The 14,242-nt window shown below is 61.9% G+C and carries 18 protein-coding genes, 2 tRNA genes and 2 pseudogenes; 12 read left to right on the top strand and 10 right to left on the bottom strand.

What is annotated here, in order from left to right:
- From hdaA to FJ419_RS23175, 5 genes and pseudogenes are all read left to right on the top strand, one after another.
- Entirely contained in the window at positions 1 to 705 is a 705-nt protein-coding gene (gene hdaA / locus FJ419_RS23195) for a DnaA regulatory inactivator HdaA (RefSeq protein WP_140698552.1), read from the top strand.
- A gap of 72 nt (positions 706 to 777) precedes the next feature.
- Positions 778 to 1,032 (top strand): Arc family DNA-binding protein, encoded by a 255-nt coding sequence (locus FJ419_RS23190; protein ID WP_140698657.1) that lies wholly within the window; start codon positions 778 to 780, stop codon positions 1,030 to 1,032.
- Positions 1,029 to 1,451 carry a type II toxin-antitoxin system VapC family toxin gene (locus FJ419_RS23185; protein ID WP_140698549.1) on the top strand — a complete coding sequence of 141 codons (423 nt, stop codon included), beginning with the start codon at positions 1,029 to 1,031 and terminating at the stop codon, positions 1,449 to 1,451. The genes FJ419_RS23190 and FJ419_RS23185 overlap by 4 nt, the downstream gene beginning before the upstream one ends.
- A gap of 221 nt (positions 1,452 to 1,672) precedes the next feature.
- Positions 1,673 to 1,930, top strand: coding sequence for a type II toxin-antitoxin system prevent-host-death family antitoxin (locus FJ419_RS23180; RefSeq protein WP_140698546.1), 258 nt, complete (start codon positions 1,673 to 1,675; stop codon positions 1,928 to 1,930).
- Positions 1,927 to 2,299 (top strand): annotated as a pseudogene (locus FJ419_RS23175) (type II toxin-antitoxin system VapC family toxin). The gene FJ419_RS23180 and the pseudogene FJ419_RS23175 overlap by 4 nt, the downstream one beginning before the upstream one ends.
- A 45-nt stretch (positions 2,300 to 2,344) precedes the next feature.
- On the opposite strand, the gene FJ419_RS23170 reads toward FJ419_RS23175, so the two are convergent.
- The 3 genes from FJ419_RS23170 to FJ419_RS31470 form a co-directional block, all read right to left on the bottom strand.
- Positions 2,345 to 2,421 (bottom strand) — tRNA-Pro (locus FJ419_RS23170).
- A 73-nt stretch (positions 2,422 to 2,494) separates the two neighbouring features.
- Entirely contained in the window at positions 2,495 to 3,670 is a 1,176-nt protein-coding gene (locus FJ419_RS23165; protein ID WP_140698653.1) for an NAD(P)/FAD-dependent oxidoreductase, read from the bottom strand.
- A 135-nt stretch (positions 3,671 to 3,805) separates the two neighbouring features.
- Entirely contained in the window at positions 3,806 to 4,774 is a 969-nt protein-coding gene (locus tag FJ419_RS31470; protein ID WP_181170787.1) for an NAD(P)H-dependent oxidoreductase, read from the bottom strand.
- A gap of 247 nt (positions 4,775 to 5,021) precedes the next feature.
- Between FJ419_RS31470 and FJ419_RS23155 the strand changes: the two genes are divergently transcribed.
- From FJ419_RS23155 to FJ419_RS23140, 4 genes are all read left to right on the top strand, one after another.
- Positions 5,022 to 5,327, top strand: a complete 306-nt coding sequence (locus FJ419_RS23155) for an ETC complex I subunit (protein WP_140635739.1) — start codon at positions 5,022 to 5,024, stop codon at positions 5,325 to 5,327.
- Between the two features lie 55 nt (positions 5,328 to 5,382).
- Positions 5,383 to 5,459 (top strand) — tRNA-Arg (locus FJ419_RS23150).
- Between the two features lie 82 nt (positions 5,460 to 5,541).
- Positions 5,542 to 5,820: a type II toxin-antitoxin system RelE/ParE family toxin gene (locus tag FJ419_RS23145; protein ID WP_140698543.1), complete on the top strand. Its 279-nt coding sequence runs from the start codon at positions 5,542 to 5,544 to the stop codon at positions 5,818 to 5,820.
- Positions 5,821 to 5,847: 27 nt separating this feature from the next.
- Positions 5,848 to 6,156, top strand: a complete 309-nt coding sequence (locus FJ419_RS23140) for a HigA family addiction module antitoxin (protein WP_140698540.1) — start codon at positions 5,848 to 5,850, stop codon at positions 6,154 to 6,156.
- 177 nt (positions 6,157 to 6,333) lie between these two features.
- Here FJ419_RS23140 and FJ419_RS23130 read toward each other — a convergent pair whose 3' ends face one another.
- Positions 6,334 to 7,260: a hypothetical protein gene (locus tag FJ419_RS23130; RefSeq protein WP_140698537.1), complete on the bottom strand. Its 927-nt coding sequence runs from the start codon at positions 7,258 to 7,260 to the stop codon at positions 6,334 to 6,336.
- Between the two features lie 166 nt (positions 7,261 to 7,426).
- Positions 7,427 to 8,212 carry a hypothetical protein gene (locus FJ419_RS23125; protein WP_140698534.1) on the bottom strand — a complete coding sequence of 262 codons (786 nt, stop codon included), beginning with the start codon at positions 8,210 to 8,212 and terminating at the stop codon, positions 7,427 to 7,429.
- 460 nt (positions 8,213 to 8,672) lie between these two features.
- On the opposite strand from FJ419_RS23125, the pseudogene FJ419_RS31595 reads away from it, so the two are divergent.
- Positions 8,673 to 8,900, top strand: a pseudogene (locus FJ419_RS31595) (DapH/DapD/GlmU-related protein); the annotation flags it as partial.
- Between the two features lie 110 nt (positions 8,901 to 9,010).
- Positions 9,011 to 9,970, top strand: a complete 960-nt coding sequence (locus FJ419_RS23115; RefSeq protein WP_140698531.1) for a glycosyltransferase — start codon at positions 9,011 to 9,013, stop codon at positions 9,968 to 9,970.
- A 266-nt stretch (positions 9,971 to 10,236) separates the two neighbouring features.
- Here the strand turns inward: FJ419_RS23115 and FJ419_RS23110 are convergent, their stop codons facing one another.
- The 3 genes from FJ419_RS23110 to FJ419_RS23100 all read right to left on the bottom strand — a co-directional run bounded on the left by FJ419_RS23110 (position 10,237) and on the right by FJ419_RS23100 (position 11,254).
- Positions 10,237 to 10,479, bottom strand: coding sequence for a DUF982 domain-containing protein (locus FJ419_RS23110; protein ID WP_140698528.1), 243 nt, complete (start codon positions 10,477 to 10,479; stop codon positions 10,237 to 10,239).
- A gap of 227 nt (positions 10,480 to 10,706) precedes the next feature.
- The gene (locus FJ419_RS23105) at positions 10,707 to 10,952 is read right to left on the bottom strand and encodes a DUF982 domain-containing protein (protein ID WP_095767103.1); all 246 of its coding nucleotides are present in this window, start codon (positions 10,950 to 10,952) and stop codon (positions 10,707 to 10,709) included.
- Between the two features lie 107 nt (positions 10,953 to 11,059).
- On the bottom strand, positions 11,060 to 11,254 hold the full coding sequence (locus FJ419_RS23100) for a hypothetical protein (RefSeq protein WP_140541087.1): 195 nt from the start codon (positions 11,252 to 11,254) through the stop codon (positions 11,060 to 11,062).
- A 429-nt stretch (positions 11,255 to 11,683) separates the two neighbouring features.
- Here FJ419_RS23100 and FJ419_RS23095 point away from each other — a divergent pair, with 429 nt between their 5' ends.
- Positions 11,684 to 12,043 (top strand): metalloregulator ArsR/SmtB family transcription factor, encoded by a 360-nt coding sequence (locus tag FJ419_RS23095; RefSeq protein ID WP_140541088.1) that lies wholly within the window; start codon positions 11,684 to 11,686, stop codon positions 12,041 to 12,043.
- 544 nt (positions 12,044 to 12,587) lie between these two features.
- Here FJ419_RS23095 and FJ419_RS23090 read toward each other — a convergent pair.
- Positions 12,588 to 13,394 carry an ABC transporter permease gene (locus FJ419_RS23090; protein WP_140698525.1) on the bottom strand — a complete coding sequence of 269 codons (807 nt, stop codon included), beginning with the start codon at positions 13,392 to 13,394 and terminating at the stop codon, positions 12,588 to 12,590.
- Between the two features lie 5 nt (positions 13,395 to 13,399).
- Entirely contained in the window at positions 13,400 to 14,233 is an 834-nt protein-coding gene (locus tag FJ419_RS23085) for an ABC transporter permease (protein WP_140698522.1), read from the bottom strand.
- Between the last annotated feature and the right edge of the window lie 9 nt (positions 14,234 to 14,242).

Raw genomic sequence — 14,242 nt, 5'->3', positions numbered from 1 at the left:
ATGGCTGCTCAGCCAGCCGAACCGCCGCGCCAGCTGCCGCTCGATCTCGGCCACGGCACCGGCTATTCGCGCGACGAGCTCGTCGTCTCGGGCACCAACGCGCAAGCGGCATCGCTGATCGACCGCTGGCCGGACTGGCCGTCGCCGGTCGTGGTGCTGGCCGGGCCGCCCGGCTCGGGCAAGACGCACCTCGCCCGCATCTGGCACGACAGGGCGCACGCCGTCGCCATCGATCCCGGCCGGATCGGCGAGCACATTGCCGGGCTCGGCAGCAGGCCGGCGCTCATCGACGACATCGACAAGGCGGCGATCGACGAGCCGGGCCTGTTCCACCTGATCAACGCCGTGCGTGGCGCGGGCTCGACGCTGCTATTGACGGCGCGGCGTTTCCCCTCCGCCTGGCGCGTCGCGCTGCCCGATCTCATCTCGCGGCTGAAGGCGGCGGCGACGGTCGAGATCCACGAGCCCGACGACCTTTTGCTCGCCGGCGTCATCACCAAGCTCTTCGCCGACCGCCAGGTCGAGGTCGAGCCGCATGTGGTGCAATATCTGGTGCGCCGCATCGAGCGCTCCCTCGCCACCGCCATGCGCATCGTCGAACGCCTCGACCGCGCAGCCCTCGAACGCAAGACGCCGATCACCCGCGCCTTGGCCGCCGAGACCGTGAGCGCCATGGACGAAGGGCAGGGCGAGTTCGATATTTGAGGCTGAACTGCCTGCGGATGACAATCAGGGTCCACTATGCTATGTGATAGCAATGAGATCGGATTGATATCAATGTCAGCGGTTACGATCAGAAATCTTCCGGAAGAGACACATCGCGCCTTGCGCGTGCGCGCGGCCATCAATGGCCGCAGCACGGAGGCGGAAATCCGTGCCATTCTGGAAGACGCGGTTCGGCCGGAGGGCCGCGTCAGGGTGGGCACGCTGTTGTCCGCCATTGCTCGCCGGGCGGGCGTGACGGACGAGGACGTTGAAGCGCTTGAACAAGCCCGTGAAAAAAGCCCGGCTGAGCCGCTGAAATTCGAATGATCCTTCTGGACACCAACGTCGTTTCGGAGGTGATGAGACCGCAACCTAACGCCGCGGTCCTGGCCTGGATGGACGAGCAGGTCGCTGAGACACTCTATCTGTCCAGCATCACGCTGGCGGAAGTGCTGTTCGGCATCGAAGCCATGCCGGCCGGCCGGCGGAAAAATGCGCTGGCCGAAACCTTTGCCGGGATTTGTGCAATCTTCGATCAGCGCATCCTGGCCTTCGACGCCGAGGCGGCAGGCCGCTACGCCGGTCTTGCTGTAAGGGCGAGAGCCGCCGGAAAGGGATTTCCCGTGCCTGACGGGTACATGGCAGCTATCGCCGCCGCGAAAGGCTTTCAGGTTGCGTCGCGTGATGCCGCGCCGTTTTATGCGGCCGGTGTGTCCGTGATCAACCCGTGGGAGCCGGCTGAGTAGCCGTCCCGTTTCGGAACAATCTTTCAGGCATCCATCTTGCAGCGCAGCCTTCGCCGGTTGATCCCGGTCCCGATCGCGTACCAGATCGGGTTGTAGGCTCGCCGGGCTCGAGGTGTTGGGGTTCTCGCCCGGCGGGTTTACCGCTCTCCGAGCTGCAGCATTGTAACGGACCATCAAATGGTCAATTTAGTGGGCCAAATCATGGTCCATTGTAGGTTGTCATGCGGATATCCGTGACAGACGCCAAGGGGCAACTGACCGAACTGGTGAGGCGCGCCGAGGCTGGAGATGAGATTATCCTGACCCGCCACGGTCACGCGGCCGTGCGTCTCGTCCCGCTACGGTCCGTGCCGGACCGGACGCACCGCCGGAGCCTGCTGCAGGCCGTCCGGGCCTCCGGCGCCGCGAAAGCCGGTGCCGGCCCGCCTGCGGCGCGCAGCCAGGATTTCCTCTATGGCGATGACGGCCTGCCGGAATGATTGCGGTCGCTACCTCGGCCTTGATCGCCATCGTCCTCGACGAGCCGGCGGCGGACGCCTGTATCGCTGCGCTCGAACGGGAAGACGAACTTCTGATATCGGCAGGAACCGTAGCCGAGCTCTTGATTGTTGCCGCACGACGCGGCGTGGCAATCCCTGCTCGACGGGCTCGGCTTCGAGATTACGCCGGTCACCGAAAGCGCGGCTCGGCGTGTTGCCGAGGCTTACGCGCGATGGGGCAAAGGCATCCACGCCGCGGCGCTCAACTTCGGCGACTGCTTTGCTTATGAAGTGGCGAAGGACCGGGCCTGCCGGCTGCTCTATGTCGGCGACGGTTTCTCCAAGACCGACATCGAAGGCGCGATTTGAGCGATCCGGAAATGGCCGCCTTGGGTTGTCCTGGGGAAGAGGCAATGGTCGGAGTGGCGTGATTCGAACACGCGACCCCCTGATCCCAAATCAGGTGCGCTACCAGGCTGCGCTACACTCCGACGTCCCGCGGCGTATAGGGGGCGCACGCCCGGAAGGCAACATAAAAACCGAGGTCGGAACTGGCGATGCCGCTCAGCGTTGCTGGCCGGCGATCTTCCTGGCGATCGCAGCGCCCTGGATCCTTGCATTGGCAAAGCAGCCGCGAATGCTCGGCCGCATGCCAGTGAACCATAGTCCGGGCAGCTTCGGGTCGTTCGCGGCGCCGTTGAACAACGGCACGCCCTTGGCGTCGAGCACGCCGAGTCGCCCCAGCATCGTCTCCAGCCCCGTGCGGTAGCCGGTGGCGGCAATGACGATGTCGGGCGCGATCGTCTGGCCATTGTCCAGCACGACGCCGTCGCGCCTGAATTCGCGCAGTTGCGGCACCACGATGATGCGACCGGCCTTGATGGCGTCGACCGCGCCGTCATCGGCGGCGATCGCCGTATAGTCGGAGCCGAGCCGGCTGGCGCCGCCCGCCGGGGCAGGGGGCAGGCCGTATTTGGTAAGGTCGCCGAACACCAGGCGCTGCGTTGCCGCCATCACCGCGTCCGCGAGCCTTGTCGGCAGGCTGGCCATGAGCGGCGATATGCGGTGCACGGCGATCTTGCCGATACGCTTGGGCAGCAGCGAAGGTCCGTTGCGCGCCGCAAGCCACATCTGGCCCGTCTCGACGCGGGAGAGATGGTTGAGCGCGTCGAAGCCGGAATTGCCGGCGCCGACCACCAGCACTTTCTTGCCGGCATAGTCGCTCGCCCTGCCGAAATCGGCCGAGTGGATGATCGATCCTGAAAAATCCTGCATGCCTTTCCAGGCCGGGATGAAGGGTTGCCGGTCGCGCCCGGTGGCGATCACCACATAGCGCGCCGCCCTCAAGCCCGCGCTTGTCCGCAACAGCCAGTGGTCGTCACGAAATTCGACCTCGTCGACCTTAACGCCGAAGACGATCGGCAGCCGGTGCCTCTCGGCGAAATCGTTGAGATGGTCGATGACGGCACTGCGGTGCGGGAAGGCCGGCGTTCCTGCCGGAAAGGATACGCCCGGCAACGAGGAAAGGTCGCGATGCGTGTTGAGGTGCAGGTTGTCGTGGCGGCGATGCCAAGGCTCGGCCAGCCGTTGCTCGCGTTCCAGGACCTGCGTCGCCACACCGGCCTTGGCCAGCGCATAAGCGGCGGCAAGCCCGGCGGCGCCCGCACCGATGACAATCGCGCCTTCCAGTATCGCAGGCTCGCCGACCCCCGACGGCAAGACTTTCGCTTCCGCGTCCATTGGTGTCTTTATCGTCGCCATCATGCCTTCAACTGGCACGACCATGTATTTGACATATGCCGCTCACGTGCCAAAAGGAATAGGCGGATGTTGCGAAACCTCCGGCATTGTGTCGCGGATTTTTACAAGCGCCGGCTAATGAGCCGGATCGGCGTGGCGATGCACCAGCTTGAACGCGCCATCCTCCAGCCGGAACACTTCCGTCACCCGCAAGGTCATCTCGGTCGCCTCGCCGTTCTTGCCGATGCGCGCCTTGGCATGCTGCAAGCCGCTCCAAAAGGCCAGATCGCCGCTTGCCGAAGCCTGCAGCACCTCAAGGTCGGTGTTGCCGCCCTTGTGGAAGCTTGCAGCATCGCGTTCGTAGCGGCCGGCGACCGCTTCGGCGCCTTCGAGATGGTCGCCGCGCGGCGAGAAGAACGTCGCCGGTCCGGCGTGGGTGACGATCGCCTTCAACGAGGTGGCATCGCCATTGACATAGTCCTCGGCGATCTTCTCGCGCTGCTTCATGAAGGTATCGAAGGACGAGCCGCCGGGATGCACCCTCCTGATCCATGTCTCCAGGCTGATCATGAACTTCTCAAGGAAGGCGGCGGTGTCGGCATTGGTGACGGCGCCCTTATCGTCGAGCAGTTCCGCGACATTGCCGATATAGGCCTCCGGCTGCTGCATCACGGGCATGTCGAGGAAGACGAAGGTCTGCCGAAGCGCCTGATTGGAGCCGAAGGCGCCGATCTTGCTCGGGCTGACGCTGACGACCCCGGCCGGCAGATCCTTGAACACGCTCTTGCCCGGCGGACGCGAGCCAACATCGAGCGCGTTTTTCAGGCAGCCCGGGATTGAGCGGTTGTATTCCGGGGTGACGAACAGCACCGCGTCGCATTCGCGTATCGCCGCGCGGAAAGCCGACCACGCCGCAGGCGGGCTGTCGCCATCCAGATCCTCGTTGTAGAGCGGCAGGTCGCCGATCTCGATGAAGCGGCAGCGCACCGAATCCGGCGCGCGGGCGGCGAGCGCCTTGGCGATCTTGCGGCTGAAGGACTGGGCGCGCAGGCTGCCGACAAGCACAGCGAGCTGCAGGACGGCGTGTTCGGTTGCATTGGTCATGGCGAAACGTCCGGTTCTGATGGGCTCACAGGGTTGGGTCGGCCCGGGCCGGTCGGCCGACCTTTCGATAATGTCGCCAGCGCAGCGAGGTTCCCTACGCCGTGGCGGGGACCTGGCCGCTTGCGGCCTTGCCGCCGCGGCCATTGCGCAGTAATGACGGATTGGCGCGAGATTTCAGGCATCCTGCGGGAGGCTCTGATGTCGCGCCGAACAAAGTGCCCGGTCTTCGGGCGGCAAAGAGGTGGTCATGTCCGCGCGAATTTTCAGTCCAGCCAAAACCGCGATGCAGTCCGGCAAGGCCAAGACAGGACATTGGGTGCTGGAATTCGACCCAGCCCAGCGCAAGAAGATCGACCCGCTGATGGGCTACACCACCTCGGGCGACATGCTGAGCCAGGTAAAGCTCACCTTCGAGACGAAGGAAGAGGCTGTGGCTTATGCCGAGAAGGAAAAGATCGCCTATCGCGTGGAAGAGCCGAAGGAAACCAAGCGCCGGCAGATTTCCTATTCGGACAATTTCCGCTATGACCGCAGGACGCCCTGGACGCATTGACTCCCGGTCTTGCGTCGCCTGGCGTAACCCGCCTCAGCCGGCCCGGCCGGCCGACGGTCCCGTAGCTCAGCTGGATAGAGCACCGGCCTTCTAAGCCGATGGTCGCAGGTTCGAATCCTGCCGGGATCGCCATTTTTGGCAATCTTGTCGACCGCAAATGTAGTTTTTTGCTTACGCCAACTTGATTTGTGTACGCTATCTGCTTACATGACGCATGATCAAGTCATTCAAAAGCAAAGCGCTGGCAGATCTGTTCTCCACCGGGAAAACCGGAAAGATCGATGCCACGATGCACAAGCGCATCCTTGTCCGGCTTGACCGCCTTGAGGCCTCTGAGCGGCCAAAAGATATGGACCTGCCAGGGTTTGATTTTCATGCCTTAAAGGGCTTCGATCCGACCCGTTATACGGTCCATGTGAACGGCCCGTGGTGCATCACATTTGAATTCGATGGCGAAGACGCCGCCCGCGTCGACTTCGAACAGTATCATTGAGGCGGACAGACTGGGGAAGTTGGATTTATGAACGAGCACAAGCCGAAGCGTCCCGTCGAGCGTTGCCCGTCCCACCCGGGAGCGCTGCTTGAGGACATCATCCCGGCCACTGGAAAGACTAAGGTGGAGATCGCCAGGCTGCTCGGGATTTCGCGACAGCAGCTCTACGATATCACTCGCGAAAGGAAGCCGGTTTCGCCGGCCGTCGCGGCTCGGCTCGGAAAGATGTTCGGCGACGGCGCGGCGATCTGGCTTCGCATGCAGGCGGCTCATGATGCTTGGCATGCCGAACGGGACGTGGATGTCAGCGCTATCCCAACGCTGCACGCAGCTTAACAACGGTCTGCCGGCGATCCGCCGCTCAGCTGGATTGAGCACCGGCCGTCTAAACCGACGGTCGCAGGTTCGAATCCTGCCGGGATCGCCTTTTTTTGGGGTCCGTTCCGGACACATAGGTTACGGTTTATACCGGAGACATGGGTAACACTTTTGGCCCGAAGATCTGGTCGGCGCTTAAAAGTCTTCGGCTACCCTGCCGCTCGCGCCGCCAAGATATGTATTCCAGACGTAGTCGCGGATGAGTTTTCGATGGTCAGCTGTTCTGCGGTGATAGCTCGGTCGGTCAGGGTAGGATACGCCGGCAACATGGAAGAACGCTTCCTCGATGATCTCATGGTGCCCGACCGCCCCCGCCATCGTCATCGGGTTTTCCCGCGCGATGGCTACCGCAACGTCACTTGTCCTGTCCAAATGCGAGTAAAGGACGTTCCAGTTTGCGCCGCCAGTATCAAGCCCCTTGTTCAAGCGGGGTTCGAAGTTCAGCTTTCGTCCGGTCGTGGCGGAGAAGCGATAGAAGCAGAAGCCTGCCCATAAATTCCAGTGTCGATCGGTCGGCTTCGGCTCGTGGATATGATTTCGACCTGGAAGGAACAGCTTGCCGTAGACAAGCTTGCCTTTCATCTTGGCCGGGATGTCAAAAGGCACCACCGGGAAACAGTCGTGATCAATGAAGCCGAATAACTCAGGCTCCAGGTGCCGTATGATGTTATGATAAGCCCAGTTTATCGCGGTTCCATGCGATCTTGACAGATGTTTCTCCACCCGCATCGGCAGCGCCAAGTAAGGTACGCCTCTTACCCCACAGATGCTTTCTATTGCCTGTCTCGATGCCGGATCGGTCGAATTGTCGACAACGGCCAGGGTCATTCTCGGCGGGTGCATTTCCCATGCCTTGGCCAGCGCATCGATGACCCAGGGCGTATTGAACGCCACTGTGAAACAGACATGCGATGCACCAGTGGCTTTCAGGCGGTCTGCAAAAATGCGTCCAGCGGCTCGGCCCCGATGCTCGAAAGCCTTATACACTAAGCCATTTCTGGCTTCCTTCGCCGCGATGATTGCCGGCGCTCTGGTTATGATATCGACAATCTTCAGGCCCATTTGGCCTGCATAACGTGACGTGAGGAGAAAGGGAAGTTCGCCTTCGATCCCTTGGCCCCTGGTATGGAAGGAAATCGAAGGCGCCGAGTCGGAGCGCTGAAATCAATGGCAGAACTGCTCGATCCTGCGAAACATTCCCCTCCTGCCGTCAGTTCTCATAGCCAATTTAGAGTGACCACCTGTCTCGCTGGCGCCATAGGTCTATAGGAGTTCGCCATAGGCGATACCAACCGGCTCTTCTTACCTGCTCGGCTATCGGAGCGTCGCCATACATGTTGAAGAACTGCAGCACGCGCGGGCTGGCGAAAGCCTTTTTGCCGCGTGTGTTGTAGTCGCTGACCGGGAGGCGGTGTCGGCTTAGAGTCAAGCCATTTCGAGAAAGCGCGACGCCGATGCAAAACTGCTCGGGTGCGTCTGTGTTGGTCAATTCGCGTACGGCCAAAATCGCGGAATAGGCCTCGGTCAATGCACCGGCATTGGCTCGATGAATGCCAAGGATTCCGCTTTGCCACATCGGTTCGCGGCCTGTCAGGGTGTAGTCTCCGATTTTGACGCCCTTACCTGTGAGAACCGGGTAAAGCCGATGCTCGCCCTCACACTTACGCATGAAGGAACGTGTCGGAGAAATCTGTCGGAACCCTCTGGATGGATCGACATAAGCGTAATGGTCCGAGTCCATGAAGATCAGGCGGTCCGCTCGCTTCAGGATCTCGATCAGGAAAGCAGCCTTGATGCCGAAATGATAGCGCCAGCCGAAAGACATCAACTCTTTCTGGTGGGCGGTTATAGCGATCGTCTCTACGGGGTATGGGCGAAAGAGTTCGGGCCTGTCGGTTGCGACGATTATCCTGGCGCCTGGACAATTGTGCAGAAGCTTAAGCGCGCTGAGCAGCGCGCCGAAGTGATAAACCTCGTTATCGCCATAGGCGATATAGCCAAAAACGTCGTTCATTCGATCTATGGGAGATGTATCTGAGACGCTCCCCTCTACCAACAGAGGCAACCTCAATCCACTCGAAATTTCCCCAATGTCGTTGCGCGGATAACAGGTTTTCGGTGGATCGCTCCCTTGCGCCGACCGAAGTTCCCGGTTGATGGTTCGGCCGCTCCGAGGCTATGTCGCAGAAGTATTGGGGAGGTATCTCTGGATGTCGGCGCTTTCCAAATGGCTAAGGGACATGCGCTCCGGATTGCCGGAGCATGTGACCGTTGGCCGCCATACCTATGGCGTGACATGGCGAAAAGTCTTGGCCCCCTTGAAGGATGCTCCGTTGCAAGTCGGCGCCTTCTGCTCGGTTGCCGGTCGTGTGGTTTTCATCTGCTCTGGCCAGCATCCGACCGAGAGCGCAACCTCATTTCCAATCTACAGCCGGTTGCTGAATCAGCCGGAGCCAACCGCAAAAGGCGGCAAGCCGGCCGGCATCACCGTTGGCAATGACGTCTGGATCGGCAATGGTGCAATGATCCTGCCGGGCGTGGAGGTCGGCGATGGCGCGGTCGTCGGCGCCGGTGCCGTCGTGACCAAACATGTGCCGCCTTATGCCGTCGTCGGCGGGTCTCCAGCCCGACTGATCAGATATCGGTTCCCCGAGGAGACCATAGCGAAGCTGCTGGCAATCCAGTGGTGGCGCTGGGACGACGATAAGGTCAGGCGCGAGGCGGCCTCGCTCACCGGCCCGATTGAGACTTTCGTCGAGAAGCATTTTGTGGCAGGCACCGCAACGAGATGACGGCTAGCGGTTAGCGGAAAATGAAATCGTCTTTCTTCCTGGCGACCGATGGCAACTACTTTCCATATGCCTGCCTGACAGCGCGCCGGATAATTGATGTCTCCACGCCCATCGACGGCTTTCTGCTCTACACCGGTGCAAGCGCAACGGACCTTGAGGTCGCCCGTCATCTGCTCAAGGGCAAGGTCGAACTGGTCGATGTCACGGATTTCATGACCAATTTCGGCTTTCGCTTTGGAACACACAGCATTGCCGCTTACGTTCGGCTTTTCGCCGACCAGTTTCCGGTTTTCGAGCCGTACGATCGCATCGCATACATGGATTGCGATGTTCTCTTCAACAGAGATATCAATGACTTGGCCGGGCAGCGGCTGCACGCGCCGCTGCTCGCCGCGCATGACGACTACATGTATTTCAGGCCTTCATACCGGCAAAAGCTCAAGCTGGCGCCCGGCGCGCCGTATTTCAATTCCGGTGTCGTCGTCTTCGACATGAACGCTGTCCGGGAGGACGCCCTGCTGGAGCAGACGCGAAAGACCGCCATTCATGGCCAGATGAACGATCAGAATGCCCTCAACGTCGTCTTCGAGGGCAAATGGCAGACAATGCACCCCAACTGGAATCTGCAATCGCTTGGAGCGAGAGAATTTCGCTTCTCGCAGGCCTGGGCAAGGCATTTCGCGGGCGGCAAGCCGTGGGGCAATCAGGTCGGCGTCGAACTCGAAGCCCTCGGGGTCTGGCGCGATCTGGCAAAGGACACGCCCTGGCGCAAGCCGTTCGAGCAGCGCATACCCTTCGAACGCGGCGTGATGAAGCGCTTCATCCGGCGCTTCGACGCTGTTGCCGGTCTTTTCGGCAAGGACGTGCAGCGCCGCCGGGCCAGATATGACGGCACGAAGATGCATCGGCTCTACGCCCGGCAGGCGGATGAAGGAGCGATGGCGGTCCAGTTTCCCGAAGTGCTTGGCGATTTCGCCTGATCAGGCGCGCAAGCCTGGTTTGCGCCCGCCGCTATGGAACCGACCGTTTACCGGCGCTCGCGTTGCGGCCTGAACCTGTCAGGCAGCCCCGAAGCCGGCCGCCGGCGTTTCTCATGTGTCCTCACGGGATGCGTGCTTGAAGGTGTCCTGCAGTATGCGTCAATCGTCGCTTCGCCCGCTTTGAAAACAAAAGCCCGCCGCGGCAATGGGAAACCGCGACGGGCTTGGCGATGCCCCTGGTAGGGGCGCCAATGGAAAATCGAGGGCTACGCCAGCAGGCCGGCGACCTTGGCCGCCTTGCGCAGTGTCTTGCGGGCTTCCACCGGGCTGCGCAGGCCATCGAGCGCATCGCGGCAGACACGGCTTGCCGAGCGCCAGGCGCCGCCGCGCGCCGGCCCCGGCCAGCGCTGGTCGAGGCATTCCATCGCCTCGAAACAGCTTAATATCTTGCGCTGGCCGTTTGGCTGGAAATCGATCACGACTGGTTCGGAAAACCAGACATCGTTCATCACTTCCTCCGTTCTTGTGATTGTCTTTAGAGTAAGCAATCGGCGCCGGATGAGCGCCCGATGCAGGTTCGCGAGGCGATGCGGAACCCGCGCGTTAACCAACCACCGCGCATTAGGTTCCGAAGAATCTTAAGGTAGCGACAGGCCGCGTTCGGACCGGCTCATGGGCACCGGCTGGCGCGCGATTCGGGCCGCTAAATCGCGCGACCAAAGGGCCTTGGAACGCTCTATTCCACCAGCACATGCGCCTCGCGCGCGGCGACGATAAAAGCCTCCCTGGCGTTGTCCGCCGCGATGTCGCCGCGGATCGCCCGGCGGCAGGCGCGCAGCGCCGCGCCATGCAGCGCGCTGCCGGCATCGCGCCATTGGCCGGTCAGCAGTTCGACGGCTTGCTCCGCGTTGGATATATGCCGGATAGAGCCGGAAACGCCGACGGCGACTTCGACCGGCCTGGAAAACCATCCCTGGATCATCGCGAAAGCTCTCCCGAAATATGTCGGAACACGAAATTTTGCCGCGTGGTTCCGATCCGGAACGTCAACTTAACGTGAAGCCGTATCACGAAGGTGGCGCACGCTGCTCATCTGCCAAGCGGCCGCCGCGAAAGCTCCATCAATTCCGCCTCGTCGGTGATGCCCGCCATGTAATTGGCGATGATGCGCGAAGCGCGCGCTTCCTTCTGTTCGGCGGTCTCGCCCTCGATATTGCCGTTCGCGTAGACCCGGCCAAGCATGGCTGTCTCATCGGGGGTGAATGTGTTGCGCACAGCGGTCATGGCTTCCTCCTATAGCCCGGCCCCTCTCTGCCCCGGCTAACATATTAGCATGCTTCAAGATCGGGAGTGAGTCGCCGGTACATCGCCGCAGGCCTCTTTGGTCAGGCGCCTCGGCCGGCCTGCTTTCTCGGCTGCGGCTGAGCGCGTTTTTGCCGGCCTCGTTATATTCTTGCCGAATGAGCGCTGCGCTGATACGCATTAGCAGCACGGAATTTTTCCGAGTCTGCATTGACTTGCGTCGAGAAAAGCGCCGTGCGTTCTGTCCGAGACCAGCAACCCCGACGTGGTGGCAACCGGGTTACGAAGAGGTTCTGGTCGAAAAGAAGCAGGGCAGGTCCCGTCCAAATCGGGGCAGGCCCGTCAACGCTCTGGAACTCCGAAGCCATTGCCCCCATGGCCTTCGGAAGAGCATGAACCATGGGGAAATCGATGGTCACCAAGAAACTTACCGCCAACGCAGAAAGCGCGGCAGCCTTTCTTGCGGTGATGGGCAACGAGAAGCGCCTGCTCATCATGAACTACCTCGCTGAGGGCGAACTCTCGGTCGGCGTGCTCGCCGACAAGGTCGAACTCAGTCAGTCGGCGCTGTCGCAACACCTGGCCAAACTGCGCAGGTTTGGCCTTGTCGAAACCCGCCGCGATCGTCAGATGGTCTATTATTCCTGCAAGTCTTCGGCAGCGCGCGAGCTCCTGGCGCTGCTCGATGGCCTGCTGACCATGGACAAGCCGCTTGCCGGACCGGCAAGGCAGGCGTTTGTCGAGAGGATGCGGCGGCCGCAAGCCGCCTGAACAGACTGGCACGCACGGACGAGGCCGGGGGGCCTTCGTCCGGCGCGGCACTTCCATGGCGCAGACTGCGTGCAAGCGGCCGCATCGTGACCCGCCCACGTTTCCTTGAACCGCTCCTGCCATACCGCTCGCCGGGCGGTTCATCACGTTTGTTTGAGAGGCGACGCTTGGAAGCCAGATTTTCGCTGCAAGCCGCTGATCCTAAATGATTTTGTGTATGCGCGAGGACCGGGATCAGCCGAAGATTACAGATTTGTAAGTCGCCTGGTGGGGCGCTTAAGTCGCCTGGTGGGGCGCTGTTGGCTAGATTTCGAGTCGATCCACACCCCCGGATCATGATGGCGCCGAGCTTCCACTTCGGCTCTGTAGGAGGCCCGCCGCTCCGGCGGGCCTCTTGCACTTCGGGTTGACGACGTGCCTTGCCGCCCGCCGACGCATCGCTCTAAGAGCAATTCCAGGAAACGTGTGAGCGGTTTTCCGTCCGGAATTGCGTAAAAACCAAGAGATAGGGCGTTTCGTCGTTTCCGTGAAACGGTGAAACGCACTAGCGTGCGCCGCGCTGCCTTGTGACGACGCTGCGCACGGCGAGCACCAGCACGGTGATGATGATCAGGATCACCGAGAGCGCGGCGATCGCCGGGTCAATGTTATCACGCAGGCCCATCCACATTAGGCGCGGCAGGGTGATGGCGTTGACCGAGGTGATGAACAGCGTCACGCCGATCTCCTCCCAGGAGAGCACGAAGGACAGCAGCGCCGCGGTGACGATGCCGAACTTGATGTTGGGCATGATGACGCGCGTCGCGCGCTCCCACACGCTGGCGCCGAGCCCGCGCGCGGCAAGGTCGATGCGCCGGTCGAGCTGGCTGAGCGACACCAGGATGAGCACCGTGGCGAAAGGCACAGTCATCACCGAATGCGCCATGGCGACGCCCAGCCAGGTATCATACCCGAAGAAGGAGGTGATGCCGGAAACCGAGGTGAGCAGGAAATAGAGCGTCACCGCCGAGACCACCGGCGGCACCACCATCGGCAACAGCACGAAGCCGACAAGAGCGGCGGTGAAGCGCGGCTGAAACATCCACACACCGAGGCTGAAGGTGAGGGCAAGCGCGGTGGAAAGGATGCTGCTGACGATGCCGATCCTGAGCGACAGCAGGATCGAGTCCAACCAGCGCGGATCCTCGATCAGCGAACGGTAGTGGCGCAGCGATAATTCACCCGTCGGCATGGTCAGCATCCGGCTCGGCGTCAGCGACACCGGGATGACGGCAAGCAATGGCATCAGCAGGAACAGCGCCACCAGCACGGCGAGGAGCAGCGAGACGGGGCCGGGGCGGTAGGTCGGCATCTTGGCTACACCAATTGCTTGGGTTTGACGTAGCGGAACAGTAGCGCCATCAGCGCGCCGACGAACACCACCAGCACGACGCTGATCGCCGCGCCCAGCCCCCAGTCAGGGCTCTGGAAGATGCGCAGATAAATCAGCTCCGCGATCATCACGCTGCGGCCGCCGCCGAGGATTGCCGGCGTGACGAAGAAGCCGAGCGAGAAGACGAAGGTGATCAGCGCCGAGCCGATGATGCCGGAGCGCGTCATCGGCACGAACACCGTCCAGAAGGTGCGCATGCGGCTGGAGCCGAGGCCGCGCGCCGCAAGCAGCACGCGCTCGTCCAGGCTGCGCATGGCGGATGCCAGCGGGAACACCGCGAAGGGGATGAGAAAATGCGACATGCCGACGATGACGCCGAACTCGTTGCGCACCAAGGTCAGCGGCTCCGAGATGAAGCCGATCGATTGCAGCCAGGTGTTGATCAAGCCGCGATTGGAGAGCAACGCCACCCAGCCGAAGGCGCGCGTCAGCACCGAGATCCAGAACGGCACCAGGATGCAGAACTCGGCAAGCACGCGCTGCACCGGACTGCCGCGCACCCAGACCACGGTGATGGCATAGGCTGCGGTCACCGAGACCACGGTGACGATCGCCGCGATGCGCAGCGTGCGGATGAACACCGACTGCACAAGGTCGTCGGTGAGCAAGGCGTGGTACTGGCCGAGGCCGGGCGTTGGAAGCGTAAAACTCCACTTCACCACGCCGAGGAAGGGCCAGGCATAGGCAAGGATCAGAAACAGGAGCAGCGGCGCCATCAACAGCGCCGCGCCCATCCTGTCGGAGAGGGGGCCTCTCATCGGTCAGAA

The sequence above is a fragment of the Mesorhizobium sp. B2-6-2 genome (assembly GCF_006440615.1).
In the GTDB taxonomy this organism is placed as follows: domain Bacteria; phylum Pseudomonadota; class Alphaproteobacteria; order Rhizobiales; family Rhizobiaceae; genus Mesorhizobium.
The sequence above is the reverse complement of the archived record's forward strand: the minus strand, read 5'-3'. Positions and strand labels throughout refer to the sequence as shown.